Raw genomic sequence first — 25456 nt, 5'->3', positions numbered from 1 at the left:
CGGGGTCTCACGATCGGCGCACCTGTGTTAAACGCAATCCCCGCTACGCGATGCCGTAGACCGGACGGCCGCGGCCGGGCCCGGGGTCAGGCGCGGCCGGCGAGATCCGCACGAAGACGGGGCTCGTCGACCTCCCAGTAGCTGTGCTCGATACCGTCGAGCAGGACCACCGGCAACCGGTCGCCGTACTCGGCGCGGACCTCCGGGTTCCCGTCGGCGGCGGCGCGATCGACGTCGACCTCGGTGAACCCGATCCCGAAGTCGCCACAGATCCGGGCGAGCTCGGTGCGAGCCGTGGCGCACATGTGGCATCCCTCGCGAGTGAGAAGTTCCACCTTCATGGCGTCCATCCTCGCAGCGTGGCGGACGGCCGCCGCCACGGGGCTCGCGGCACGCGTCGGCGGCGCGAGCGGCGTCGTGTGCGGCGGCTAGTCTGGACGAGCAGGCAGTGCAGACGCGACGCGTGGAGGTGGGTAGTGGGCAAGACCCCGGGCCCGGGAGACGAACGACCCGACACCGGCACCACCCCCCTGGACTCCGGCGACGACTGGGAGACCCAGGCGGCCAGGATCGAGTTCGACGACGACCTCGACGAAAGCGACGAACCTGTCGGCCACTCCGACGAGGACGAGGAGACCCGGCGGGTCACGACGTGGATCTCCCAGCGCGCGAGTGCCGCCACCGGCCGGTTCCGCCAGACCGCCCACGAGCTGCGCCAGACCCTCGCCGGCGAGGCCAGCGCGAAGGCCGCCGTCGACTCCCTGCGCCTGCGCGAGCCGTCGGAGACCCCGCCCGAGCAGGCACCGCGCGACCTGACCGCCGCCGCGTTCTTCGACGTCGACAACACCCTGGTCCAGGGCGCCTCGATCGTGCACTTCGCGCGCGGGCTCGCCTCGCGCAAGTACTTCACCTACGGCGACATCCTCGATTTCGCCTGGACGCAGGCGAAGTTCCGGATCACCGGCAAGGAGAACGCCCGCGACGTCGCCGAGGGCCGCGACAAGGCCCTGTCGTTCATCGCCGGGCGCCGCACCTCCGAGCTCGTCGAGCTCGGCGAGGAGATCTTCGACGACTACATCGCGGACAAGATCTGGCCCGGCACGCGAGCGCTCGCCCAGCGCCATCTCGACGCCGGACAGCAGGTGTGGCTGGTCACCGCGACCCCGGTGGAACTCGCCCAGACCATTGCCAACCGGCTCGGGCTGACCGGGGCGCTCGGCACGGTCGCCGAGAGCGTCGACGGCGTGTTCACCGGTCGCCTCGTCGGCGACATCCTGCACGGCCAGGGCAAGGCCCACGCGGTGCGGGCGCTGGCCATCCGCGAGGGCCTCAACCTCAAGCGCTGCACCGCGTATTCCGACTCGCACAACGACGTGCCGATGCTCTCGCTCGTCGGCAAGGCGGTCGCGATCAACCCCGACCCCGACCTGCGTGACGTCGCGAAGGTCCGCGGGTGGGAGATGTACGACTTCCGCACCGCCCGCAAGGCGGCCAAGTACGGCGCCGGCACCGCCCTCGTGCTCGGCGCGGCGGGCGGTGGCGCGGCAGCCGCGGCACGCCTGTTGCGGCGCCACTGAGCGCGAAACCGTTTCAGAGCGAATCGATCTCGCTCATCGGATCGACGAGCACCTTGGCGTGATGCTCGGCCGAGCCGAGGGCGTCGAAGGCCGTCGCCACCCCGTCGAGGCCGATCGTCGCGGTGATCATCGGCGCGACGTCGACGTCCCCGTCGGCGATCATGTGCAGGGTCTCCTCGTATTCGGCGGGGTCGTAACAGAAGACGAACCGCAGTTCGTGTTCCTTGTTGATGGCCATCGCCGGGCGGAAGGTGTCCGGCTCCATGCACACGCCCACCACCACGATGCGCGAACGGAACGGCGCATCGGACACGACGTACTCGATCATCCCCGGGGTTCCCACGCACTCGAAGACCACCGGCCCCTTGGGTGTGGCGCCCAGCCTGTCGGCGACCCGGAACAGAGATGACCACGGCACCAACGGGATCCGACGCAACGTGCGCATGGCGTCGAACGCGGCGCCGAGGAGGTCCTGCGCCTCGGTGACGTACTTGCCCTCTGCAGCACACCGCGCGAAGGGGGACTCGACGGCGGGGTCGACGACGATGTCGGCGCCGACGCGTTCGGCAAACGCGCGACGCCCCGCGGACAGGTCACTGGCGATCACGGTGCGCACCCCGGACGCCTTCAGCATGGCGATCACGGCGAGACCGATGGGTCCGCAGCCGATCACCACCGCGACGTCGCGGCGCCCGACCTCGCCGCGGCGGACCGCGTGGTGTGCGACCGCGAGCGGCTCGGTGAGTGCGGCGTGCTCGATCGGCAGACCGTCGGGGATCTCGAAGGTCATGTCCTCGGACACAAGCGTGAACTGGGCGTAGGCACCGCCCGCCGAGGCGCTGAGGCCGGTCAGGTGCGCCTTCTCGCCGTGCCGGATCATCGGCACCGCGACGACCCGGGTGCCCGGCGCCCACTTCTTCCGGCAGCGCGGGCCGTAGGAGACGACCTCGCCGGCGAACTCGTGGCCCATGATCACCGACTGATCCGAGCGCATGAACGCGTCGTAGCCGACCTCGTCGGACACCTCGGCGGTGGCGTCGCAGTGAACCCGCGCGTGGAGATCGGAACCGCAGATGCCCGCCCGCAGGACGCGGATCAGGACCTGGCCCGGGCCGGGCTCGGGGGTGGGGACGTCTTCGACCGTGAGCTCACCGGCTCGGCACACGACTGCACGCATGCCTCAATGGGTAGCAGCCGCCGCGGTCCGTGTCAGGAAAAGCGACGTGTCAGCCGAAGTAGACGCTGCCGCGCCGGCTGAGCATGCGGAAGAGCGTCTGCTGGATCTCCTCGCGCACGTGGTCGGTGGGGTCGAAGACCACCATCGGGTCGTCGGCCGACGACTCGTCGTATCCCCCGGTCTCGATGGGCCGGCCGAAGTGGATGTGCCACTTCGACGGCAGCGGGACCATGCCGAGCGGTCCCAGCCACGGGAACAACGGCGTGATCGGGAAGTACGGCAGCCCGAGGATCTTGGCGAGCGGCTTGAGATCGGCGAGCATCGGGTAGATCTCCTCCGAGCCCACGATCGAGACCGGCACGATCGGCGCCGCGTTGCGCAGGGCCGTCGTCACGAAGCCGCCGCGGCCGAACCGCTGCAGCTTGTAGCGGTCCTTGTAGAGCTTGCCGATGCCCTTGAAGCCTTCCGGCCACACCGCGGTGAGCTCACCCTGGCGGAGCAACCGGTCGGCGTCGTTGGTGCACGCCAGGGTCGCGCCGATGCGCCGGGCGACCTCGCTGATCCCCGGCGTGTCGAACGCCATGTCGGCGGCGAGGAGCCGCAGGTGACGGTGGTCGGGGTGGTTGTCGTGGACCGCGAGCGAGGTGATGATCGCGTCGACCGGGATGGTGCCCGCGTGGTTCGCCACGAGCAGGGCGCCTCCCTCGCGCGGCAGGTTCTCGATGCCGGTGACCTCGACGCGGAACCACTTCTCGTAGACCTGGCGGACCGCCGGGAACCAGACGGCCTCGGTGAAGTGCGGGTCGAAGCCGAACTCGTCGACCTCGTACTCGCCGGCCATGCGTTCCCGGATGAAGCCGGCGGTCGCGGTCAGCGTGTCGGCGACCGCGCTGCGGATGCCGCCGAGGCTGAACAGCGGCGACGACGTCGACGGGCCGCGATGCTCGACGCCGAGCGCCTCGTCGGACAGCGCGATGTCGCTGCTGATCGGGGTGACCTGAGCGGGCGGCTGACCGAAACCGTCGGTGTTCGGGTGCCCGAGATTCTCCGAATCCCGTTGCTTCACAGATGTTTTCGGCCCGCGGCCGACGCCCTGCTGACTCGGGTGCCGACGGCGACCGGAGTCGCGTGCGGCGTCGGGCCCCGACGGTGAGGCATAGAGCTGGATGACCTTCGCGGTACGTGCATCTGTCGCTCCGCCACCTGTCAAGGCGCTCACCCCTCGTCTACCTCTGGGTTTCGTCCGTCGGCCCCGTCCCCGGCTCGATGTGTGAACCGAAGGGGCCCCGGGTACTGCCGGCATATCGTTCCGTCACAGGCCATGCCCCCCGGATCCACTGGCGCAACGGCGCGCGGTCGATGACTTGAACGGTGCACCACGGAGCGTCGATCGTCGGAGACCACCGCCACCCGGGACCTTACCCGTCGTCCACGGCCGCGGCCCTGCGGTCGTGCCACTCTGGGTCTGGCGTCCAAGTCTACGGGTTGCAGTGACGTTGCGCACCTCGACCCGGAACCTCGGTGCCAGATCTCATGCACTCACTGCAACTGATGTGCTGCGGCCACGACCCGCTGCTCGAGTCCCCGCCACGCGTCCGCCCCGAGCACCGGGGTGACGCCGCTGCGTTCGATGAAGTCGTCGAGCGTCTCGAGTGTCGTGTACTTGGGCACGAAGCCGAGCTCGGTGCGCATGCGCGTGGTGTCCAGCACGCGGCCGTAGGTCAGGAACTCCGTCTGCGAACTGCGCAGCTTCGCCGACCGCAGGTCCTGGAAGACGCCCGAGATGGGCGCGAGCAGGCCGGCCGGGACCGGCAGCTCGATGTGCCCGATCCGCCGGATCGCCTGGGTCAGCGTCACCACTCCCTCGCCGGCGATGTTGAAGGTGCCCGCCTTCCCGGCCAGGGTCGCATGCTCCATCGCGGCGAGCGCGTCCTCCTCGTGCAGGAACTGCAGCCGCGGCTGGTAGCCGATCACCGTCGGCACCACCGGCAGAGACAGATAGGAGCTCATCCGCGTGTTGATCCGGGGACCGAGCATCGCCTGCGGACGCACGATCGTGATCTCGATGTCCGGCCGGCGGCGCCCGAGGCCTCGGACATATCCCTCCACGTCCAGCAGGTCGCGCCCGTAGCCGTGCTTCGGCTCGCGTCGCGCGCGGGTCTCCTCGGAGAAATGCGACGGGTCGTGCGCGCTCGCACCGTAGACCATCGCCGTCGAGCGCAGCACGAGCCGCTTCACCGAGGGCGTGCGCTGACAGGCCGCGCAGACCTGCATGGCGCTGACGACGTTGAACTCCTTGATCGCCGACGAGTGCGGGGCGGTGTCGACGATGGACGTCGCCGCATGCACCACGGTGTCGACGTCGTAGGTCGCGAGGGCCTTGGCGATCGTGGGGCGACGGATGTCCAGCCGCAGGAACTCCGCGCGGCCCATACGACGCAGCAGGTCCTTGCGCGGGACGCGCGAGTCCACTGCCAGCACCCGCTCGATGTCCGGGTTGGCCGCCAGTCGGGCCACGAGGTAACCGCCGATGAAGGTCGAGGCTCCCGTGACCAGGACGACGCGAGGCGACTCTGCGGAGGATTCGGCCATGTCGTCGAGGCTAACCGCATCTCCGCGATCCGTCCCGACGAGGCGGGGCCGAGACGGCACCGGGCCGCTGCGGGGCGGCGACGAGAAAAGCAAAAGGCCCCGCCGCGGGCGGGGCCTGTGCCAAAGGAGTGCTTATTTGCCGAGCTTACGGCGCTGCACCCGGGTCCGACGCAGCAGCTTGCGGTGCTTCTTCTTCGACATGCGCTTGCGGCGCTTCTTGATCACTGAACCCATCGGGGCGCTTCCTCACGATTGACACTGATGTACTTGACCGACCCTGGCCTGCACACGATCGGCTTCGTCGGTCGTCGACTGGTGTGTCGACACCGGAGGGAGCTACCGGTACATCCAGGTACGCGACCTCTGAGACTACCGGTCGGTCCTCCGGTTACGGAAATCGGGTACCCCGTCGGAATACCCGGGGCCCGGAACCACAAACGCCCCCGCGGGTGGCCGGGGCCATCCACGGGAGCGTTCGGTTCCAGATCGCAGCTGTGCGCGAAGAAGACCTAGCCGGCGTCGAAGTACGACGTCTCCAGGTAGTCGTGCACCGCCTTGGCGTGCACGCGGAACGAGCGTCCGACCCGAACCGCAGGCAGTTCGCCGTTGTGGACGAGACGGTAGACGGTCATCTTCGAAACGCGCATCAGCGACGCAACCTCGGCGACGGTGAGGAACTGCGACGCAGAGGTCGCGTTGCTCACCGAACCGGTCCTGTCACCAGGAGTGTCTGCAGGTGCCATGGATCACTCATACCTCCGGTGCACGCGTCGCGGCCGCAGGCTTCCCCTCCTGCGGACATCAGACACGCACGTGCTTGAAGCAGCTTAGCGTGGCTGATGTGAAAAAAGCGACGAGAGGGACCAGAATCTCCGGCTTTTTCACCGTGAAACCCCAACATGCTGGGGTTTCACGGCTCATCGACCACAAGTCATGGGGTGCCGGACCCGGCGTGGCCCTGCCCCAAACCCTCGACTTCCACTCGACGTCCGCCCCGCGCGCTGGCGGCCGCGCAGGCGCGTGTGGCCTGGTAGACGGCGTGCCGGAGGCCGTTGGCCTCGAACTCCCGGATCGCCTCGGCGGTGGTGCCGCCGGGAGAGGTCACCGCTGCCCTCAGATCGACCGGCGACAGGCCCGAGTCGCTGAGCAGGATGCCGGCACCGCGGATGGTCTGCACCGCCATCTCCGACGCCTGGGCGCGCGTGAGGCCCAGGCCGACGCCGGCGTCGATCATGGCCTCGGCAAGCAGGAAGACGTAGGCGGGACCGGAGCCGGACACCGCGGTCACCGCGTCCATCTGCTTTTCCGGGACGACTGCCACCCGACCCACGGTCTTGAGGATCCGCACGACGGCGTCGAGCTGCTCCTCGCCGACGTATCGTCCGGCGGCGACCGCGGACATGGCCTCGTTGACCAGCATCGGGGTGTTGGGCATGACGCGGATGACCGGGGACCCGGCCTGCAGGGCGCTCTCGTAGCGGGCCAGCGGGATGCCGGCGACCAGGGTGACCGTCACCCGCTCGGTCTCGGCGTTGTCCTCGGCCGCCGCCAGCTCCCGCAGGACCGAGTCGACGTCGTCGGGCTTGATCGCGAGGAACACGTACTGGGCGGACTCCGCGGCCGACTTCACGTCGGTGACGAGCACCCCGTACTCATCGGCGATCTCGGCCGCTCGTGCCTCGACCTTCTCCGCGACGACGAGATCCCTCGTCGGGGTGCCGGCGCCGATCAGACCGGCGAGCAGGGCCTCGCCGATCTTGCCTCCGCCGATGATGGCGATGCGTTCGCTCACGGATGTCTACCTTCCTGCGGGGATGAGTGCCAATTGCCGGGACTGCGCGACCACCGTCCCGGTCGAGTCCACCACCAGATGATCCTCCTCGAACATTCCGGGTCCGACCTCGGTACTGGTCGCGGCGAATCGCAGCCACCCCGGGGCCGGGTGACGGCGGACGTAGGTGGTCAGCTGGACCGTCGGCGCCCAGCCGAAGAGGGCCAGGTTCATCACGACGGGCGGCGAGATGTCGCAGACGAGCACCGAGAAGTACTCGTCGGGGTCGAGACCCTTGGGCCGGATCCAGCCGCGGACGAGCGGTTCGCCGGTCTCGCCGCGCACCACCGGGAAGGTCTCGGAGTCGAGGACCAGGTCGACGGCCGAGCCCAGGTGGTTCACCTCGGCGACCGGTGAACCGTCCAGCGTGATGCCGGTCGCCGGCGGCTCGACGGGAGTCCCGTCGAGCACGGTGGGGCCGGAGTGGTGGGACGGGTCGGTGTCGGGACGGGCCATGGTCACCGACGACGTCACCATGGTGCGACCGCCCTGCACCGCGTCGACCCGCAGGACCGTGACCGTGCGCCCGCGCTTGAGCACCTTCACGACGAGGTCGATGTCGTCGGCGTCCGGAGCGGTGAGGTAGTCGCTGGAGATCGCCACCGGGATCATCGCCGCCGTGGCGTCGGCGAACTTCTGCGCGGCCGGGTCTGCGGCCAAGTCGGCGGGGGACGGGGTGAGCGCGGTCAGCGCCTCACGCGCCGCCTTGGCCACCACCATCTGCAGGCTGCCGCCGTGCACCTTGGGCCCGATCGTGAAGGTCGGGTCGATATGGGCGGAGTAGGTGACGGCGTCCGGTCCGCCGCGATCGACCTCGGTCAGGGTCAGCAGCTCGGTGAGCTTTGCAGTCATGTGCGCGCTTTCGTCGTGCGAACCCCGACAGCGGGCGGCGACGACCGAGATGGGTGGGAGACGGACCGACGACTACCGGTCCGCGGCCCCTGGTCGACCAGTGTGTTCGGGGTGCAGCTCCCGTTTCAGGTGCTGCCGCGCAAAATCTAGCGAACGCGCCAGCAGGGCACTGCGTTCGGGCTTGGTCCGGGCGCTGCCCGTGCTGATCTCGAGGACCACCGCCCCGTTGAAGTCGCTCTCCGCGATCCGCCGGCACACCTCGGCGCAGGGCTGCCCGCCGTCGCCGGGGATGAGATGCTCGTCGGTCGCCGCCCCATGGCCGTCGGCGAGGTGCAGATGGTTCAGGTTGGACCCCATGCGGTCGAGGAGGTCGAGCGCGTCGACCCCGGCGGTCGCGGTGTGCGAGAGATCGAGCGTGTAGTTCGAGTAGCCGTCGTCGGTGGGATCGATGGACTTGCCGAAGGCCGAGGCGGCCAGGCCCGGGCCGCCCCCGCGCTTCTGGAGGCGTCGCACCGACGGCTCCCCCGCGCCGAACAGCCGGTCGGCACGCATCGGGAACATGTTCTCCACGGCCACCGCGACCCCGCTGTCGTCCTCGAGTTCGGCGACGAGGTCGTCGAACGCCGAGACGTAGCGCCGCTGCCAGCGGAACGGCGGATGGACGACCACCGTCGGGGCGCCGAGATCCTCGGCGGCCTCGACCGAACGCGCCAGCTTCACGATCGGGTCGCGGCCCCACACGCGCTGCGAGATCAGCAGGCACGGCGCATGCACCGACAGCACCGGCACCTGGTAGTGGTCCGACAGGTAGCTCACGCGCCCGATGTCCTGACTGACCGGGTCGCCCCACACCATCAACTCGACACCGTCGAAACCGAGTTCGGCGGCGTAGGCGAACGCCGCCTCGGTGTTCTGCGGGTAGACCGACGCGGTCGACAACCCGATCGGGATCTCGGTGCGGGCGATGGGCGGCAATCCGGACGACGGCACCTGCGGATTCGACATGTCGGGCGTCACGTGGCCAGCAAGACCAGAGGGCCGATGGTGACGAGCAGGCCGACGCCGAGCGAGAGCAGCGTCGTCGGCAGGTCCTTGGTGCGGCGCACGACATGGGACAGCGTGACGATGCCGAAGATCACCACCACCGCGAGCACCAGTGCGAAGTACGGGTTCCAGCGCCACAGTTCGGTGAAGCCCCAGAACAGGCCGACACCGACGGCGAGACCGAGGACCGCCTGACCGATCACCGACAGCCAGGCCATCGCGGGCGACGGCTCGTGCTCGTCGTTGGTCTCGGCGGCGTCGGGTGCCGCGGTGTCCTCGTCACCGGTCTCCGCCTCGGCCGAGACCGTGCGCTCGGGCTCGAGGTCCTTCTCGAGCCGGACGGCCGGCGCCCCGGCCTCCGCCGGGGACTCGTGGACGTCGGCGGCAGCGGCCGGCGCGGCGGTGTCCGACGAGTCCGCACCGACCTCGGCCGGCGTCTCGTCGGCCGGTTGCACTCCGTCGGCGTCGTCGGCCGGCTGCGGCTCGTCCTCGTCGACGACCGGGGCCGCCCACGCCTCGGTGTCGTACCACTGGGCCGAGGCCTGCCAGGCCTGTGTCTCGTCGGTCTCGGACGGTTCCGGGGCACCGACCTCGTCGGTGGCGACCGGCTCGATGATCTCGGTCGGGTTGTCGCCGCGCTCCGCGGTCTCGCCGGCCGCCTGCGCGGTGCTCGTCGACGACGGGACCTCCGCGCCGGGGGCGGACGCCGCTGCCTTCGCCGAGGCGGCACGGCTCACCGTCGAGCCGGCCTCGTCGGCCTTCGGTCCGGTTTTCTTGCGGCCGAACAGCTTCCGCGCCAGTCCCCCGAGCCCGCGCGAGCTCTTGCCGGCGGCTTCGGCCGCCGGGTCCCCCTCGGCCTCGACATCGGCGAAGTTGCGGTAGTCGTCGAAGTCCATGACCTCGGAGAAGCCGGTGTCCGAGCGCTCGCGGACATCCGTCTCGGTCCCCTCGACCTCGGCGAGGGCGTAGGTGTCGACGTCGTCGGACTCGACGACGGTGAGGTCGGTGTCCGCCTCGGGGCCGTCGACGACCGGGATGATGCCGGTGACCGCGTTGGCCGATTCCTCGTCGACGGTCTCGGCCCGGGCCGAACCCGCGTCACGCGACTGCCCCGCGAGTCGACGGGCCACGGCGTCGGCGCTGAAGTCGCGCGTCGCGAGCGGTACGTCGCCGAAGCCGGGCATGCCGCTCGCGGTGTGGCCGCCCGTGGACCGGCGGCCGGCCCCCGAACCCCAGAAGTCGGGAATCGGACGATCGTCGGCGGCACGCCGCGGGGTCGGGTCCGACGACCTGGGGAACGGGACTCCGGACGCATCCGCGCGCGACCGCTCGTCCGCGGTCGGCTCGGCAGGTGCCTCGGTCTCGGGCGCCGTCGAGGGCGCAGCGTCGGTGGGCGTCTCCGGTTCTGCAGCCGCCTGCGCCTCGGCCTCCGTCGGCTCCGTGACACCGGTCGCCTCCGGGGCGGTGACACCGGGCTCCGGGGCCTCGGACGCCTTCGCCTCCGGCGCACCAGACGCCTTCGGTGCGCGAGCACCAGACGCCTTCGGTGCGGGAGCACCAGACGCCTTCGGTGCGGGAGCACCAGACGTCTTCGGCGCGGGAGCAGGCGTGGTCGTCGGGGCCTCGGGAACCGGCCCGGACTCTGCCGGGGACGGACGCGTGCGGCTCGACCGCGAGGCCGGGGCGTCGGTGATCTTCGGGATCTCGCCGGTCAGCTCGGACACCGAGAGCGAGCCGTCGCGGCCCGCACGCCGGCGTCCGCGGCCGTCACGCCGGGTCGTCGGGGTGGCGCCGTCCGCCTGCGATCGGGCCAGCAGCTCCGAAACCGAGATGGGTCGAGATTCGGGTTCCGAATCCTTCGACATGAAGTGGCTCTCCGTCCTCGAACGTCACCGGATGCCGGTCGAGCACATCCGCTTGGGTACCTCTCGGCGCCGAGGACCGCTCGGCCGGACCGTGTGGTCCACCGATCGTCTCGACGCCGGCACTCCCCCACCCGCGCGACGGATCGAGCAGCGTCGCAGGTCGGATCAGCCGACGCCGCCCCGGGCGCCAGTCGTCTGTGAGGGCTCGAAGGAGTCGGCCGGTTCCGCGTCGAGTCGACGCAAAATGACCCCCTCCCGCAGCGCCCACGGACAGATCTCCAGTGTATCGACTCTCAGGGCTCGCATCGCCGCCTCCGCGACCAGCGCGCCCGCGACCAACTGCCCGGCCCGGTCGGAGCTGACGCCCTCCAGTTCTGCCCGGTCGGCGTTGGTCATCCTGGAGATGAACGAGATCAGCTGCCGCAGGCCGCTCGCGGTGAGCACCCGCCGCACCCGCGGGCCGGCACTCGACGGGGCCGCCCCGGTCAGCCGCGCCAGGCTACGGAACGTCTTCGACGTGCCGACGCACAGGTCGGGCTCGCCAGGTGCCAGGAGTTCCTTGGCCGGTCCGCGCAGCTCGGCGTCGAGCCAGTCACGCAGCACCGCCACGCGACGGCGGTCGGGCGGGTCTCCGGGCAGCCACTCCCGGGTCAGCCGACCGGCTCCGAGCGGCAGCGAGAGCGCGACGTCGGGCTCCTCGTCGACGCCGTTGGACATCTCCAGCGACCCGCCGCCGATGTCGAGGGCGAGGATGCGACCGGCGCTCCAGCCCCGCCACCGCCGCACCGCGAGCGAGGTCAGCCGGGCCTCGTCCCGTCCGGCCAGCACTGCGATACGGACGCCGGTCCGCCGCTCGACCTCGTCGAGGAGTTCGTCGGAGTTGGTCGCGTCGCGCACGGCAGAGGTGGCGAAGGCCATCATCTGCTCGCACCCGGAGGTCTCCGCGATGTGGGTGAACTCGTCGACCGACTCGACGAGTCGCTCGATCGCCTTCTCGCTCATCCGCCCGTCGGCGTCGATGTGTTCGGCGAGACGCAGGACCGCCTTCGTCGACGACATGGGCGTCGGGTGACCGCCACGGTGGGCGTCCACCACCAGGAGGTGGACAGTGTTGCTGCCCACGTCCAGAACTCCTAAGCGCACGGGTCAACGTTAGTGCACGAGGCCGGCGCCCCACGTGCGGACCGCGCTCTTCGTCGAGGCGGCACCTGCTCGGCGTCCCGCCCCGGCGCACTGGGGTTACCGTTGTATCCGTGACCGCCGTTTCGCCGTCCGCGCCCCGAATCACCCCCGCTCCCGAGGTCGAACTCGACTTCCCGCGCGAGTGGTACGAATTCGTCGACCCGATGGACCCCGAACACCTCATCCGCGCCGACCTCACCTGGTTGCTGTCGCATTGGACGTGTGTGTTCGGCACCCCGGCCTGCCAGGGCATCCTGCCCGGACGCGAGACCGACGGCTGTTGCAGCCACGGCGCCTACCTGTCCGACAAGGACGACCGCAAGCGTCTCGCCAAGGCCGTGAAGATGCTGACCCCCGAGGACTGGCAGTTCTACGAGAAGGGGTCCGGCAAGAACCCCCTCGGCCCGAAGGGCTACCTGGAAGAGGGCGACCTCGACGACGAGCCGGCGCTCAAGACCCGGATCCACAAGGGCGCCTGCATCTTCCTCAATCGCCCCGGTTTCGCCGGCGGTGTCGGCTGCGCCCTGCACTCGATGGCGCTGCGGAAGGGACTCGAGCCGCTGACGGTCAAGCCCGACGTCTGCTGGCAGCTCCCGGTCCGCCGCGAGCAGGAGTGGGTGGAACGACCGGACGGAACCGAGGTGCTCGTCACCACGATCACCGAGTTCGACCGGCGCGGCTGGGGCGAGGGCGGGCACGACCTCAAGTGGTACTGCTCGGGCTCGCCCGACGCCCACATCGGCGCCAAGCAGGTGTGGGAGTCGTACGCGCCGGAGCTCACCGAGCTGATCGGCGCGGAGGCCTACGAGGAACTCGCGGCCGTCTGCCGACGCCGGAAGGGCTTGGGACTCATCGCCGTCCACCCGGCGACGCAGGCCGCGACCGAACGTCGCGAGACCGACGTCAAGTACGAGCTGCAGCCGCCGGAGTAGCGGCGCCCGCACTCACTCCTCGAACTTGTACCCGAGCCCGCGCACCGTGACGAGGAACCGCGGGCTGCCCGGGTCGGGTTCGATCTTCGATCGCAGGCGCTTGACGTGGACGTCGAGCGTCTTGGTGTCGCCGACGTAGTCCGCACCCCACACCCGGTCGATGAGCTGCCCACGGGTGAGCACGCGCCCGGCGTTGCGCAGCAGGTACTCGAGGAGATCGAACTCCTTGAGCGGCAACGTGATCGACTCGCCGTCGACCGTCACCGTGTGCCGGTCGACGTCCATCCGGACCGGTCCCGCCTCCAGCACGTGGCCGTCGCGATCGTCGTCGGCCGGGTCGCCACCGCGGCGCAGCACCGCACGGATACGGGCGATCAGCTCACGCGCCGAATACGGCTTGGTCACGTAGTCGTCGGCGCCGAGCTCGAGGCCGACGACCTTGTCGATCTCGGTGTCGCGGGCGGTCACCATGATCACCGGGACGTTCGACCTCGCGCGCAGCGACTTGCAGATCTCCGTCCCCGACATGCCCGGGAGCATCAGGTCGAGCAGGACGATGTCGGGGCCGATCCGCTCGAACGCCGACAACGCCTGTGCGCCGTCGGCGATGATGCTCGCCTCGAATCCCTCCTTGCGCAGGAGGAAGGCCAACGGGTCGGCCAGCGATTCCTCGTCCTCGACGATCAGCACGTGCGTCAACTGTTCATGTCCTCCGGTGTGCGTGTCCGGCGCGGTGTCCGGTCTTTCGATCTGATGATGGTCTTCGGGTCACAGGGCATCCGGTGCCGCCGTTGCTCGGGCCGCAGCCGTTCGGGACGGGCTGACGTGGGCGGGGTCCTCCGGGATGTAGAGCGTGAAGGTCGACCCCGTGCCGGGTTCGCTCCACAGCTTGACGGTGCCGTCGTGGTTGGCGACCACGTGTTTGACGATCGCGAGACCCAGACCGGTGCCGCCGGTCATCCGCGACCGCGCCTTGTCGATGCGGAAGAACCGCTCGAAGACCCGCTCCTGATCGGCCTTCGCGATCCCGACACCGCGGTCGGTGACCGCGATCGCCACCATCGGGCGGCCGTTCTCGATCGCCAGGCGCCGGGTGACCGAGACGACGGTGTGGGCGGGCGAGTAGGCGATGGCGTTGGAGACCAGGTTGTTCAGGGCGGTGAGCAGCAGCGCCCGGTCGCCGCGGACGGCCTTGCGGATCGGTTTGTCGGATTTCAACTCGATCGCGGCGGCCTCGGCTGCCAGGCCGGCGGCGTCGAGCGCGTCGTCGATGAGCGCGTCGACGTCGACGCGGGTGAACTCGGGGGTGTCCCCGCCCTGCAGTCGCGAGAGTTCGAGCAATTCGGTGACCAGTTTGCCCATGCGCTGGGTCTCGGTCACCACCCGCGAGCCGAAGTGCCGGACCGATTCGACGTCGTCGGCGGACTCGAGGAGCGCCTCGGCGAGCAGGCCGATCGCCCCGACCGGGGTCTTGAGTTCGTGGGACACGTTCGCCACGAAGTCGCGCCTGGTCTCCTCGAGCCGCTTGTGCTGGGTGTCGTCGAGCCCGTAGACCACCGCGTAGCGCTCGCCGTCCTGCGCGACGATCTTCGCCTGGCATCGCACGTGCTCGACGGTGGGCCGCGGCGTGCGGCCGGTCGAGACGAAGCCGAGGGTCGAGGTCGGCGGGGTGAACTCGAAGTCGAGGTCGGCATCGGTGTCGAGGACGTCCTTGACCGCCTCCCACACGGTGTCGGCGAGCAGCATCTCGCGGACCAGTCCGAGTTCGACGGCACGGTGGTTGAACAGGACGACGTCGCGGAACTCGTCGACGACGGCGACCGCGGTGGCCGAGTTGCGGACGATCAGGCTCAGTAGGCCCGCCTTGGTCATGCGACCGTCCGGTGTCGTGGCGACGACGTCGGAATCGCGGAGTTCGGCTCCCTCGAGGACGGCGCGCGGCGCCGGGGCCGGATCGGCCGCGCGGGGTGGGAGTCCGGCGTCGCCGGAACCGGAGGAACCGTCCGCACGACGGCCCCGGGACAGGATCGAATCCAGCCGGCGGGGCCACCGATGGCCGTCGAGGCGCCGTCCGATCATCACACCCAGCAGGAGGGCGGTGACGAAGGCGATCGTCGCGGCCGAGATTGCGGCGGTCACGAACCCCAGCTTACGGCGCGGTGAGAACTGCGAACACTTTCCGCACAGCTGTTCGCCGGCTGTTCACGAACCGTTCGCCGACGGTCACCCGCGGTTCACCGCGGTGCCGACGCGTAGGTGTGGACCCGGCTCACTGCGGCACCGGAACCGCCATGTCGGCGTACTCCGGATGCTTGTCGATGAACCTCTGGACATACGAGCACACCGGGACGACCTGCTTGCCGCTGGCGCGGATGTCGTCGAGAACCGCCTTCACCAGTTGCGCCGCGTAGCCGTGCCCGCTGAAGCGCTCGTGGACGACGGTGTGCGTCAGGACCACCTGATAGGGCTCGGAGACATAGTCGACGTAGCCGACCACCTCCTCGTCGCCCGACGGATCGGTGATGAGGACCGCCTCATACCTCTCCTGAGCAGGTGAATGATCGATCCGAAGAGTGCCCACATCCGCCATGCGTCCAATGTAGCGCGCATCACACCTGGTACGCCATGGTCGGGACAGGACTCGTACCCGCAGCCGACGATCGACTGCGGGTACGGGTGCGAGGTGTCTACTTCTTGAGGCCCTGCGCGGCGACGGCGGCGGCACCGGCCGCGGCGGCCTCGGGATCGAGGTAGGTGCCGCCCGGGTTGAGCGGCTTGAGGTTCTCGTCGAGGTCGTAGCGCAGCGGGTTCCCGGTCGGGATGTTCAGGCCGGCGATGTCCTCGTCGGAGATTCCGTCGAGGTGCTTGACCAGAGCGCGCAGCGAGTTGCCATGCGCGGCGACCAGCACGGTCTTGCCGGCCTCGAGGTCGGCGGCGATGACCTCGGTGAAGTACGGGACCAGGCGCGCGACGACGTCCTTGAGGCACTCGGTCAGCGGCACCTGGTCGAGGTCTGCGTAACGAGGGTCGCCGACCTGACTGTACTCGGCGTCGGCCTCGATGGGCGGCGGCGGGGTGTCGTAGCTACGACGCCACAGCATGAACTGCTCCTGGCCGTACTTCTCGAGGGTGTCGGCCTTGTTGAGACCCTGCAGGGCGCCGTAGTGGCGCTCGTTGAGGCGCCAGTCCCGCTTCACCGGAATCCAGTGCCGGTCCGCGGTGTCGAGCGCGATCTGCGCGGTCGAGATCGCGCGACGCAGCAGCGAGGTGTAGAGGATGTCGGGCAGCAGGTCGTGCTCGACGAGCAGCTCGCCGGCCCGGACCGCCTCGGCCTTGCCCTTGTCGGTGAGCGCCACGTCCACCCAACCGGTGAACTGGTTGGACGCATTCCATTCGCTCTCGCCGTGACGCATCAGGATGAGGGTGCCGTTGCTCATGGGCGATAGTTTCGCACAAACCCGAAATGCACCACCGCCCGTGGTCCCACCGGCGCCGCCGCCCGCCCTTGCCGACCGGCCCGGGGACACCGTGTGCGGGGCCGGGCTAGCTTTGTCGCATGGCCAGCACGAACGCCGGGGAGACCGGCGCGGACACCGAGCGGCAACCGGAACTCAAGCGGGTACTCGGCTGGAAGCTCCTGCTGCTCTTCATCGTCGGCGACATCCTGGGCACGGGCATCTACGCGCTGACCGGCCAGGTGGCCGGAGAGGTCGGGGGCGCCGCCTGGGTCCCGTTCCTGGTGGCCTTCGCCGTCGCCACGCTGACCGCCTTCTCCTACCTCGAGCTGGTGACCAAGTATCCGCAGGCCGCCGGGGCAGCGCTGTACGTGCACAAGGCCTTCGGCGTCCACTTCGTCACGTTCATGGTGCTGTTCACGGTGATGAGTTCGGGCATCACGTCCTCGACCACCGCGTCGCGCGCCTTCGCGGTGAACATGCTCACCGCGTTCGGCGGCGGGGACTCCCCCGATCCGACGAGCCCGGTCCTGTTCGCGGTGGCCGCCGCGTTCCTGCTCGTGGTCATGCTCATCAACTTCCGCGGCGTCGCCGAGGGCGTCGGCACCAACGTGGTGCTGACCCTCGTCGAGCTGTCCGGACTGTTGCTGGTGCTGTTCATCGGCTACTGGTTCATCATCGGCGGCAACGCCGCCCACTGGGACGCGGTCGTCATCTTCGAGAGCCCGGACGACAAGAACGCCTTCATCGCCGTCACCGCGGCGACGTCGCTGGCGTTCTTCGCGCTCGTGGGATTCGAGGACTCGGTCAACATGGCCGAGGAGTGCAAGGACCCCGTGCGCATCTTCCCCAAGGTGATGCTGAGCGGCCTCGCGATCACCGCCGCCATCTACGTGCTCATCGCGATCTGCGCGGTCGCGATCGTGCCGGTCGGCATGCTCGCCGAGAGCGAGACCCCGCTCGTCGACGTCGTGCAGACCGCGGCCCCGGATTTCCCGATGTCGGATCTGCTGCCGTGGATCTCGATGTTCGCGGTCGCCAACACCGCGCTGATCAACATGATGATGGCCAGCCGGCTGATCTACGGGATGGCCAAACGCGGTGTGCTGCCGCGATTCCTCGCCTATGTGCACCCGAAGCGGCGCACCCCGGTGGTGGCGATCGTCTTCACCACCGCCGTCGCCCTGCTGCTCCTGACCTATGTCAGCCACGACCCGGACAGCTCGATCGTCGGACTGCTCGGCGGCACCACCGCGCTCTTGCTCCTCGTGGTGTTCACCGTCGTCAACGTGGCGGTGCTCGTCCTCCGCAAGGACCGGGTCGAGCACGATCACTTCCGGACCTCGACCCCGGTGGCCGTGCTCGGAGCGATCACCTGCGGTTACCTGACGCTGCCGTTCACCGGCCGGGACCCCGACCAGTACGAGGTCGCCGGCGGGCTCCTGCTCGTCGGCGTCGTCCTGTGGGCCCTCACCCACTGGTGGCGCAGGCGATCCGGCGAGCACGCGATCAGCTACGACGAGGTCCCGCCGCACCAGATCTGACCGCACCGGGTCCGGCCCGAACACCACAGCGCCCCCCAACACAGCAGCGGCCCCCAACACCACAGCGGCGCCGGAGATCTCCGGCGCCGCTGTCGTTTCCGCTTCGCTTGCGTCAGGCCCTACTTGCGGAGGTCCTTGCGGAGGATCTTTCCCGATGCCGACTTCGGGATGGCGTCGATGAACTCGACCGCGCGGACCTTCTTGTACGGGGCGACCTTCGACGCCACGAACTCGATCACCTCATCAGCGGTCAGCTCCGCATCGGGCTGGCGCACCACGAACGCCTTCGGGATCTCCTCCCCCTCCTCGTCGACAGCTCCCACCACCGCCGCGTCGGCGATCTTGTCGTGCGTGAGCAGCAACGCCTCGAGCTCGGCCGGCGGCACCTGATAGCCCTTGTACTTGATCAGCTCCTTGAGCCGATCCACGATGTACACGCACCCGGTCGGATCGACCTGCGCCAGGTCACCGGTGTGCAGGAACCCGTCGGCGTCGATGGTGTCGGCGGTGGCCTGCTCGTTGTTCAGATACCCCAACATCACGTTCGGGCCCTTCACCCACAGCTCACCCGGCTCCGACAACCCCTCCTGCGGCAACGGCATGTCCTCACCCGTGGCCGGGTCGACGATCTTGTTCACCGTGTTCGGCACCGGCCACCCGGTCGACGACAACGGCGGGTCCTCGCGCCCCAGCATCGCCTGGGTGTCGAACGGGATGATGTGGGACACCGGCGACAACTCGCTCATGCCGTAGCCCTGCAGCATGTGCAGATTCAGTCGCTTGGCCACCGCCTGACCCAACTCGTCATCCAACGGGGCCGCGCCCGACATCATCGTGTGCAGCGACGAGAGGTCGTAGTTGTCGACGATCGGATGCTTGGCCAACGCCACCGCCACCGGTGGGGCGATGTAGGCCATCGTGACCTTGTAATTCTGGATGTTCTCCAGGAACTCCACCAGATCGAACCGCGGCATCACCACCAGCGACCCGCGATTGAGCAGGGCCGCGTTCAGCAGCACCGTCATGCCGTAGATGTGGAAGAACGGCAACACCGCGATCACCACGTCGTCGGGTGTCATGCCCTGCAGCGGGCGGATCTGGGCGACATTGGCGACCAGGTTGCGGTGCGAGAGCGCCACACCCTTCGGGTTGCCGGTGGTGCCCGAGCTGTAGGGCAGCACCGCCACATGCGTGGCCGGGTCGAACGACACCTCCGGCGCCGGAAGATTCGGCGCCAGCAAGTCGATCGCGTTGGGGTGCCCGGACTTCTCGAGGCCCTCGCCGTCGAGGATCACCAACGCGTCGGCGGCCAGGCCGACCTCGTCGGCGGCGGCCTTGGCCTGCTCGGCCAGCGGCGAGACCGTCACCAGCATCTTCGCGCCCGAATCCCGCAACTGCTTGGCGATCTCGTTCGCGGTGAACAACGCGTTGATCGTCGTCGCCGTCGCCCCGGCCCGCAAGATGCCGTGGAACACCGTCGCGAACGCCGGAACGTTCGGCGACAGGATGCCCACCACGTCACCGACCCCGATCCCGCGTGCCGCCAACGCACCCGCCGCCGCGTCGATCTGCCCCACCAACTGCCCATACGTCGTGATCGCACCCGACTTCGGATCGACCAGCGCCGTCCGCTCGCGATCGGCATCGGTCAGCGACGAGAACAGGAACTCGTAGACGCTCACGTCAGGGATCTCGACGTCGGGGAACGGACTCGTGAAGCTCATTGCACCTCCAGTGGTGTGATTACGCCGCACATCGTATCAACAGACATTGACACAATGTGACCTGGACCTCTTGTGCGTCCCATCCTTCACGAATCCGGCGTCCGGCGGTGGCCATTTGGCAGCCCGGCCGTCCCGAACGACGGCACGCGGCATCGGAGGCCGTCGATGCCGAACAGGCCCGACGGCGATCGGCTCGGCCGACGCCGGACCGGCCGGCGGCGTCTCGGTCGCGACCCCCTCAGAACTCCGAGCCGCCCTCATCACTCGCGGCCTGCGCCCCGTCCACCACGGATTCGCCTGGGACATAACGCCCTTCGAGCGGCTCGCCGGGTTCCGGGAGCGACTCCTTGTCGATGAGGTGCTCGAAGGCCAGCAGGTTGCGCAACGACTCGCCACGCGCGACGCGCCAGGCCCACTCGCGCTGGATCGAGGTGAGGAAGCCGAGTTCGAGCAGGGTGTTGAAATCGCCGTCGGCCGCCTCGAGCACCTGGCCGAGGATGCGGTCGATCTCGGCGCGCGTCAGGGCGTCGGGCGAGATCCGCCCGACCAGATAGATGTCTCCGGTGTTGTCGATCGTGTACGCCACCCCGTACAGACGGCGGTTGCGCTTGAGCAGGTACTTGTAGACCGCCTCGAAGTTCTCGTCGGGACGGCGGCACACGAAGGCCTCGATCCGGACGCCCTGGTCACTGGCCGTCAGGAGCACGGTCGTCTTGAGCTTGTACTCGCCGGGGAGCTCGAGGACGATGTGGTCGACCTCGGCACCGCCTCCGCTCTTGCGGGAGAACTCGATCCCACTGTCGGTCAGTGCCTTCTCGAGCAGTTCGACGACCTCGTTGCGACTCACGGCATCCTCTCTCGATGTTCGATCCCCGGGTCGGCACCGATGTGCCGGCCCGATCAGACGGTCACCCGGTTACGACGCCGACGCCAGCGTCGGCGCACGCGCGCCCCGCCCTGCGTCGGCTCCCGACCGGCGGACTCGTTCTGCGCGGCGAAGGACCGCATGGCGTGGCGGTAGCTCTCGATCAACCCGTCGACGGTGTGCTCCCAGGAGAACCTCTCGGCGTGGGCGCGGGCGTTGCGGCCGAGTTCGGCCAGCCGATCCGGTTGCCCGAGAAGCTTTTCCAGGGCATTCGTCCAGTCCCCGACATCGTGGCCGTCGACCAGCACACCGGTGCGCCCGTCGTCGACCGCGACGGCGAGCCCTCCGACGTTTGCGGCGATGACCGGCGTCCCGCACGCCTGCGCCTCGATCGCCACCAGCCCGAAGCTCTCCGAATGGCTCGGCACCGCGACGACATCCGACGCCCGGTAGACCTGCGCCAGCCGATCCGAGGGCTGCGGCGGAAGGAAGGTGACCGAGTCGGCGATCCCGAGTTCGGCCACCTGGTCCATCAGGGCGGTCGGCCGCTCCAGCCCCGACCCCGACGGGCCTCCGACGATGAGCAGGCGCAGGCGGTGACCATCCCGGATGAGCGGGGCGGCGGCGGCGACCAGCAGGTCCGGCGCCTTCAGCGGCTGGATGCGTCCGACGAAGGTCACGATCGTCTCGTCGGGGTCGATACCCAGTGCGGCGCGCGCCTGTTCCACCGATCCCGGGGTGTAGCAGTCGAGATCGGCCCCGGGCGTCACGACGTCGATGCGGGCGGGGTCGGCGTCGTACATCGAGATCAGTTCCGCCGCCTCGGTCTCGGTGTTGGCGACCAGGCGGTCGGCCTCCCCGACGACCTGCTGCTCGCCGATCACTCGGAGCTGGGGTTCGGCGGTGTCACCGGCGGCGAGCGCGGCGTTCTTGACCGCGGCGAGGGTGTGGGCGGTGTGCACCAGCGGCACGCCCCACCGGTCGCGGGCAAGCCAGCCGACCTGGCCCGACAGCCAGTAGTGCGAGTGGATGATGTCGTAGTACCCCGGGGCCTGCGCGGCCTCGGCGCGGAGCACCCCGGCGGTGAAGGCGCACAACTGCGCGGGCAGGTCGCGCTTGTCGAGCCCCTCGAACGGCCCGGCGACCACGTGACGGACGGTCACCCCCGGCGCCGCCGCAACAGCCGGGGCATCGGCCGAGGATGTCGCCCGGGTGAAGATCTCGACCTCGATCCCGCGACGCGCGAGCCGCACCGCGGTCTGCCACACGTAGACGTTCAATCCGCCCGCGTCGCCGGTGCCCGGCTGCGCCAACGGCGAGGTGTGCACGGAGATCAACGCGACACGCCGCGGCATCGGGCTGGAGGTCATGCCCTCCACCTTAGAGAAGCTGCGACACCTGCGGCGCACAGCACCGGCGCGGACCGCCCGCGCACCGCTCATCGCGAAGACGAGACAGAGATCACCGATGCGCTTCGCACCGGCCCGGACGATCCCCTACACTGTTTTCGGTAACGATTGTCATTTGCGTAAAGGGTGTCCATGAGGAGAACGCTGCTGGCGGCCGCCGGTGCACTGTCCACAGCCGCACTGGCCCTGGCCGGATGCTCCGGAGAGTCGGGAACCGGTGACGGCACGCCGACCGTGGTCACCTCCACCAACGTGTGGGGCGCGGTGGCATCCGCGGTCGCCGGGGACAAGGCCCGGGTCACCGCGATCTACACCAGCACCGAGGGCGACCCCCACGAGTTCGAGCCGTCGGCCGCCGACACCGCGCAGATCGCCGACGCCGACGTGCTGGTCGTCAACGGCGGGCACTACGACGCCTACATGGAGCAGGCCGCGCGCAACTCCGACGCCACCGTCATCGACGCCTACGCGCTGCTCACCGGCGACGAGCACGGCACGCACGAGGACGGATCGCACGACCACGACCACGACCACTCGGCCCACGAGCACCCGGCCGACGGACAGAACGAGCACGTCTTCTACGACCTCCCCGTCGTCGCGGAGGTCGCCGACGAGATCGCCGACGCACTCGCCGAGCAGGACCCGGCCAACGCCGAGACCTACCGGGAGAACGCGAAGACATTCACCACCGGCATCGACGGCCTGCGCGCCGAACTGGCCGCCATCCGCAAGGCGCACGACGGCACGAAGGTCGCCCAGACCGAGCCGCTCGCGGGGTACCTGCTGACCGAGGCCGGGCTCGTCGACGCCGCGCCGGCCGGGTTCACCCAGGCCGTGGAGGAGGGCCAGTCGCCGTCGGCGGCCGACCGCGCCGCGATGCAGGACCTGCTCGCCGACCGCGGGGTGAAGGCGCTGATCTACAACGTCCAGGCCATCGACCCGGTGACCGAGGCGATGCTCGGCGTCGCGAAGAAGGCCGGCGTGCCCGTCGTCGACTTCACCGAGACCCTGCCCGACGGCGTCACCGATTACCTCACCTGGCAACGCGACCAGATCGGCGAACTGTCGGCCGCACTCGCCTCCGGCGGAGCCCGGTGACCCCCGGTCCCGTGTCGGCGCAACGCGGCGGCCGGCCGGTCGTCACGTTCTCCGGGGCCCGCCTGGCGTTCGGGGATCGCGTGCTCTGGGACGGCCTCGACCTCGCCATCGAACCCGGCGAGTTCGTCGCGGTGCTCGGCCCCAACGGATCGGGCAAGACGTCGTTCCTGCGCGTCCTGCTCGGCCAGTACGCGCTGCGCAGCGGCACGGTCGAGACCACCGAGGCCGTCGGCTACATCCCTCAGCAGCACGCCGACGACGCCGATCCGATGGCCATCCGCGGGCGCGACCTCGTCGGCTTCGGCGTGGACGGCAACCGCTGGGGTCTGGGTCTGCGTGGCCGCGCCCGGCGCCGGGAGCTGGTCGATCGCGCGCTCGACGCGGTGGACGCGCGGCACTACGCCGACGCACCTCTGGGCGTGCTCTCCGGCGGAGAACAGCAACGGCTGCGGGTGGCGCAGGCCGTGGTGAGCGAGCCCGACCTCCTGCTGTGCGACGAGCCGCTCGCGAGCCTCGACCCCACCAATCAGCACGTCGTCGTCGACCTCATCGACCGCCGGCGGCGCGAGGCCGGCACCGCCGTCGTGTTCGTCACCCACGAGATCAACCCGATCCTCCCCTACGTGGACCGGGTGCTCTACCTCGTGGGGGGCCGGTTCCGCATCGGCACCCCCGAGCAGGTCATGACCACCGAGACCCTCAGCGAGCTCTACGGCAGCGACGTCGAGGTGCTGCGGGTGAACGGCCGGCTGGTGGTGATCGGCGGCGAGGACGCCCACCACTGCGTCGCGCCCGAGACGCCGGGGAGCCGCCCCGCATGAGCGCCACGACGACCCTGGCCGCCGAACGCAGCTTCAGCGACCTGTGGGACTTCTCCACGACCGCCGACCTGCTCGGCTACGACTTCGTGCAGCACGCCCTGCTGGCGATGGCCCTCCTCGGCCTGGTGGGCGGGCTGCTCGGCCCGCTCATCGTCGCCCGGCAGATGTCGTTCGCCGTGCACGGCGCGAGCGAGCTCTCGGTGACCGGTGCGGCCGCGGCGCTGCTCGCCGGGTTCAGCGTGAACCTCGGCGGCGTCATCGGCGCGGTCGTCGCGGCGGCCGTCTTCGGCTGGATGGGCAACAAGGCGCGCGAACGCGATTCGGTCATCGGCGTGGTGATGGCCTTCGGGCTCGGCATCGGTGTGCTGTTCCTCGCGCTCTACGGGCGGATCGGCACGGGCTTCGCCCTGCTCACCGGCCAAGTCGTCAGCGTGGGCGTGCAGGGACTGGTGGCTATCGCGATCACCGCGGCGATCGTCGTGGCGGTCCTCGCCGTCATCTACCGGCCGCTGCTGTTCGCCTCCACCGACCCGCGGGTCGCACAGGCGCGCGGCGTGCCCGTGCGCACCCTGTCGGTGGTCTTCGCGATCGTCATGGGCCTCGCCTGCGCCCAGGGGGTGCAGATCATCGGCGCCCTGCTGGTGATGTCGCTGTTGATCACCCCCGGCGCGGCCGCGGCGCGGATCACCGCCAACCCGGTGCGTGCGCTGGTGCTGTCGGTGGTGTTCGCCGAGGTCGCCGCGATCGGCGGGCTGCTCCTGTCGCTGGCCCCCAAGCTGCCGGTATCGGTGTTCGTCACGATCATCTCGTTCGTGATCTACGTGGCGTGCCGGATCGTCGGCTCGCGCCGCGTGTACCGCACCCGCTGAGCCGGTCTCCCGACGCGCTCGGCGACGCTCAGTACTCCTCGGCGAAGCCGGGGTTGCACCGCGCGGAGATCATCTCCTGCTCGGTGACCACCGGACGCCCGGGCTCGAGGTTCCAGCTCGCCTTCTCTGGATCGACGATCCGCGCGAACCGCCAGTGGCAGTCGAACTGCGCCTGCATCCCCGGCGTGTCCGCGCCCGGCTCGAGAGCCAGTACCTCCTGCCAGGCCGTGGCCATCCCGGCCGGGTCGTCGGTGTGGCGCCCGGACGTGGTCGGGAACACCGACAGGCTCGGGCCCACCGCGGTGTCGGTCCACTCCACGTGATCGATATAGGGCGGGCGATAGACGACCGTCGGACTCGGTGACCCGTCGCGCGTTGCCCGTCGGGTCGTCGACGCGTCGACCGACCCCGCCCGGGACGACGTCGCGGGGGCGGTGGTCTCGACGGCTGTCGACGAGTGGGCCCCCGTCGCCTCCGGTCCCCCGCCGGGCGTCGAACCGCACCCACCGGCCACGACGACCGTCAGGCCGATGCCGACGAGCACGGCACCGGTTCTCGCCATCGGACTCCGCCTGGGTCTTCCCGCCATGCCCGCCACCCTAGGCAATCCGGGTCGAAG

Annotated in this window: 25 protein-coding genes; 6 read left to right on the top strand and 19 right to left on the bottom strand. The window is 69.8% G+C overall.

What is annotated here, in order from left to right:
- Window positions 1–86: 86 nt before the first annotated feature.
- Window positions 87–341, bottom strand: a complete 255-nt coding sequence (locus E1P53_RS16460) for a glutaredoxin family protein (RefSeq protein ID WP_006899065.1) — start codon at window positions 339–341, stop codon at window positions 87–89.
- A gap of 135 nt (window positions 342–476) precedes the next feature.
- Here E1P53_RS16460 and E1P53_RS16455 point away from each other — a divergent pair, with 135 nt between their 5' ends.
- Window positions 477–1577, top strand: a complete 1101-nt coding sequence (locus E1P53_RS16455; protein WP_040526313.1) for an HAD family hydrolase — start codon at window positions 477–479, stop codon at window positions 1575–1577.
- Between the two features lie 13 nt (window positions 1578–1590).
- Here E1P53_RS16455 and E1P53_RS16450 read toward each other — a convergent pair whose 3' ends face one another.
- From E1P53_RS16450 to E1P53_RS16405, 10 genes are all read right to left on the bottom strand, one after another.
- Entirely contained in the window at window positions 1591–2754 is a 1164-nt protein-coding gene (locus tag E1P53_RS16450) for a zinc-binding dehydrogenase (RefSeq protein WP_131734936.1), read from the bottom strand.
- Between the two features lie 49 nt (window positions 2755–2803).
- On the bottom strand, window positions 2804–3973 hold the full coding sequence (locus E1P53_RS16445; RefSeq protein WP_181954860.1) for a lysophospholipid acyltransferase family protein: 1170 nt from the start codon (window positions 3971–3973) through the stop codon (window positions 2804–2806).
- A 320-nt stretch (window positions 3974–4293) separates the two neighbouring features.
- Complete coding sequence (locus E1P53_RS16440; RefSeq protein ID WP_131734934.1) at window positions 4294–5346, bottom strand: NAD-dependent epimerase/dehydratase family protein; 1053 nt, start codon at window positions 5344–5346, stop codon at window positions 4294–4296.
- A 132-nt stretch (window positions 5347–5478) separates the two neighbouring features.
- Complete coding sequence (locus E1P53_RS16435) at window positions 5479–5580, bottom strand: 30S ribosomal protein bS22 (RefSeq protein WP_003402602.1); 102 nt, start codon at window positions 5578–5580, stop codon at window positions 5479–5481.
- A gap of 275 nt (window positions 5581–5855) precedes the next feature.
- Window positions 5856–6089, bottom strand: a complete 234-nt coding sequence (locus E1P53_RS16430; protein ID WP_040526309.1) for a helix-turn-helix domain-containing protein — start codon at window positions 6087–6089, stop codon at window positions 5856–5858.
- A 188-nt stretch (window positions 6090–6277) separates the two neighbouring features.
- Entirely contained in the window at window positions 6278–7138 is an 861-nt protein-coding gene (gene proC / locus E1P53_RS16425; protein WP_006899060.1) for a pyrroline-5-carboxylate reductase, read from the bottom strand.
- 6 nt (window positions 7139–7144) lie between these two features.
- The gene (locus E1P53_RS16420) at window positions 7145–8029 is read right to left on the bottom strand and encodes a thioesterase family protein (RefSeq protein ID WP_006899059.1); all 885 of its coding nucleotides are present in this window, start codon (window positions 8027–8029) and stop codon (window positions 7145–7147) included.
- Between the two features lie 72 nt (window positions 8030–8101).
- Window positions 8102–9034 carry a sugar phosphate isomerase/epimerase family protein gene (locus tag E1P53_RS16415; protein WP_006899058.1) on the bottom strand — a complete coding sequence of 311 codons (933 nt, stop codon included), beginning with the start codon at window positions 9032–9034 and terminating at the stop codon, window positions 8102–8104.
- 8 nt (window positions 9035–9042) lie between these two features.
- Entirely contained in the window at window positions 9043–10938 is a 1896-nt protein-coding gene (locus tag E1P53_RS16410; RefSeq protein ID WP_131734933.1) for an Rv0497 family membrane protein, read from the bottom strand.
- Between the two features lie 165 nt (window positions 10939–11103).
- The gene (locus tag E1P53_RS16405; protein WP_174320690.1) at window positions 11104–12081 is read right to left on the bottom strand and encodes a Ppx/GppA family phosphatase; all 978 of its coding nucleotides are present in this window, start codon (window positions 12079–12081) and stop codon (window positions 11104–11106) included.
- Window positions 12082–12191: 110 nt separating this feature from the next.
- Here E1P53_RS16405 and E1P53_RS16400 point away from each other — a divergent pair, with 110 nt between their 5' ends.
- Window positions 12192–13052: a DUF3109 family protein gene (locus E1P53_RS16400; protein WP_006899055.1), complete on the top strand. Its 861-nt coding sequence runs from the start codon at window positions 12192–12194 to the stop codon at window positions 13050–13052.
- Window positions 13053–13064: 12 nt separating this feature from the next.
- Here the strand turns inward: E1P53_RS16400 and E1P53_RS16395 are convergent, their stop codons facing one another.
- The 4 genes from E1P53_RS16395 to E1P53_RS16380 form a co-directional block, all read right to left on the bottom strand.
- The gene (locus E1P53_RS16395) at window positions 13065–13751 is read right to left on the bottom strand and encodes a winged helix-turn-helix domain-containing protein (protein WP_006899054.1); all 687 of its coding nucleotides are present in this window, start codon (window positions 13749–13751) and stop codon (window positions 13065–13067) included.
- Between the two features lie 69 nt (window positions 13752–13820).
- A complete protein-coding gene (locus tag E1P53_RS16390; RefSeq protein WP_006899053.1) occupies window positions 13821–15191 on the bottom strand; it encodes a sensor histidine kinase in 1371 nt (456 codons plus the stop codon).
- A 130-nt stretch (window positions 15192–15321) separates the two neighbouring features.
- Window positions 15322–15642 carry a GNAT family N-acetyltransferase gene (locus E1P53_RS16385; RefSeq protein ID WP_006899052.1) on the bottom strand — a complete coding sequence of 107 codons (321 nt, stop codon included), beginning with the start codon at window positions 15640–15642 and terminating at the stop codon, window positions 15322–15324.
- 97 nt (window positions 15643–15739) lie between these two features.
- Window positions 15740–16489: a phosphoglyceromutase gene (locus tag E1P53_RS16380; RefSeq protein ID WP_006899051.1), complete on the bottom strand. Its 750-nt coding sequence runs from the start codon at window positions 16487–16489 to the stop codon at window positions 15740–15742.
- A 119-nt stretch (window positions 16490–16608) separates the two neighbouring features.
- On the opposite strand from E1P53_RS16380, the gene E1P53_RS16375 reads away from it, so the two are divergent.
- A complete protein-coding gene (locus E1P53_RS16375; protein WP_131734932.1) occupies window positions 16609–18051 on the top strand; it encodes an APC family permease in 1443 nt (480 codons plus the stop codon).
- Between the two features lie 119 nt (window positions 18052–18170).
- On the opposite strand, the gene E1P53_RS16370 is transcribed toward E1P53_RS16375, so the two are convergent.
- The 3 genes from E1P53_RS16370 to mshA form a co-directional block, all read right to left on the bottom strand.
- Window positions 18171–19775, bottom strand: coding sequence for a 4-coumarate--CoA ligase family protein (locus E1P53_RS16370; protein WP_006899049.1), 1605 nt, complete (start codon window positions 19773–19775; stop codon window positions 18171–18173).
- Window positions 19776–20013: 238 nt separating this feature from the next.
- Window positions 20014–20622: a type III secretion system chaperone family protein gene (locus E1P53_RS16365; protein ID WP_131734931.1), complete on the bottom strand. Its 609-nt coding sequence runs from the start codon at window positions 20620–20622 to the stop codon at window positions 20014–20016.
- 53 nt (window positions 20623–20675) lie between these two features.
- Window positions 20676–22010 (bottom strand): D-inositol-3-phosphate glycosyltransferase, encoded by a 1335-nt coding sequence (gene mshA / locus E1P53_RS16360; protein ID WP_131734930.1) that lies wholly within the window; start codon window positions 22008–22010, stop codon window positions 20676–20678.
- A gap of 171 nt (window positions 22011–22181) precedes the next feature.
- On the opposite strand from mshA, the gene E1P53_RS16355 reads away from it, so the two are divergent.
- Genes E1P53_RS16355 through E1P53_RS16345 form a run of 3 tightly spaced genes read left to right on the top strand, consistent with a single transcriptional unit; the run spans window position 22182 to window position 24837 of the window.
- Window positions 22182–23147: a metal ABC transporter solute-binding protein, Zn/Mn family gene (locus E1P53_RS16355; protein WP_131734929.1), complete on the top strand. Its 966-nt coding sequence runs from the start codon at window positions 22182–22184 to the stop codon at window positions 23145–23147.
- Entirely contained in the window at window positions 23144–23968 is an 825-nt protein-coding gene (locus E1P53_RS16350; protein WP_006899045.1) for a metal ABC transporter ATP-binding protein, read from the top strand. The genes E1P53_RS16355 and E1P53_RS16350 overlap by 4 nt, the downstream gene beginning before the upstream one ends.
- Window positions 23965–24837: a metal ABC transporter permease gene (locus E1P53_RS16345; protein WP_131734928.1), complete on the top strand. Its 873-nt coding sequence runs from the start codon at window positions 23965–23967 to the stop codon at window positions 24835–24837. Before E1P53_RS16350 ends, E1P53_RS16345 begins: the two co-directional genes overlap by 4 nt.
- 28 nt (window positions 24838–24865) lie before the next feature.
- On the opposite strand, the gene E1P53_RS16340 is transcribed toward E1P53_RS16345, so the two are convergent.
- Window positions 24866–25399, bottom strand: a complete 534-nt coding sequence (locus E1P53_RS16340) for a DUF2599 domain-containing protein (RefSeq protein ID WP_109238148.1) — start codon at window positions 25397–25399, stop codon at window positions 24866–24868.
- Window positions 25400–25456: the final 57 nt, after the last annotated feature.

Origin of the sequence: Gordonia paraffinivorans, from assembly GCF_900683595.1 — a bacterium.
Classification (GTDB): Bacteria; Actinomycetota; Actinomycetes; order Mycobacteriales; family Mycobacteriaceae; genus Gordonia; species Gordonia paraffinivorans.
This window is presented reverse-complemented; position numbering and strand designations above follow the sequence as displayed.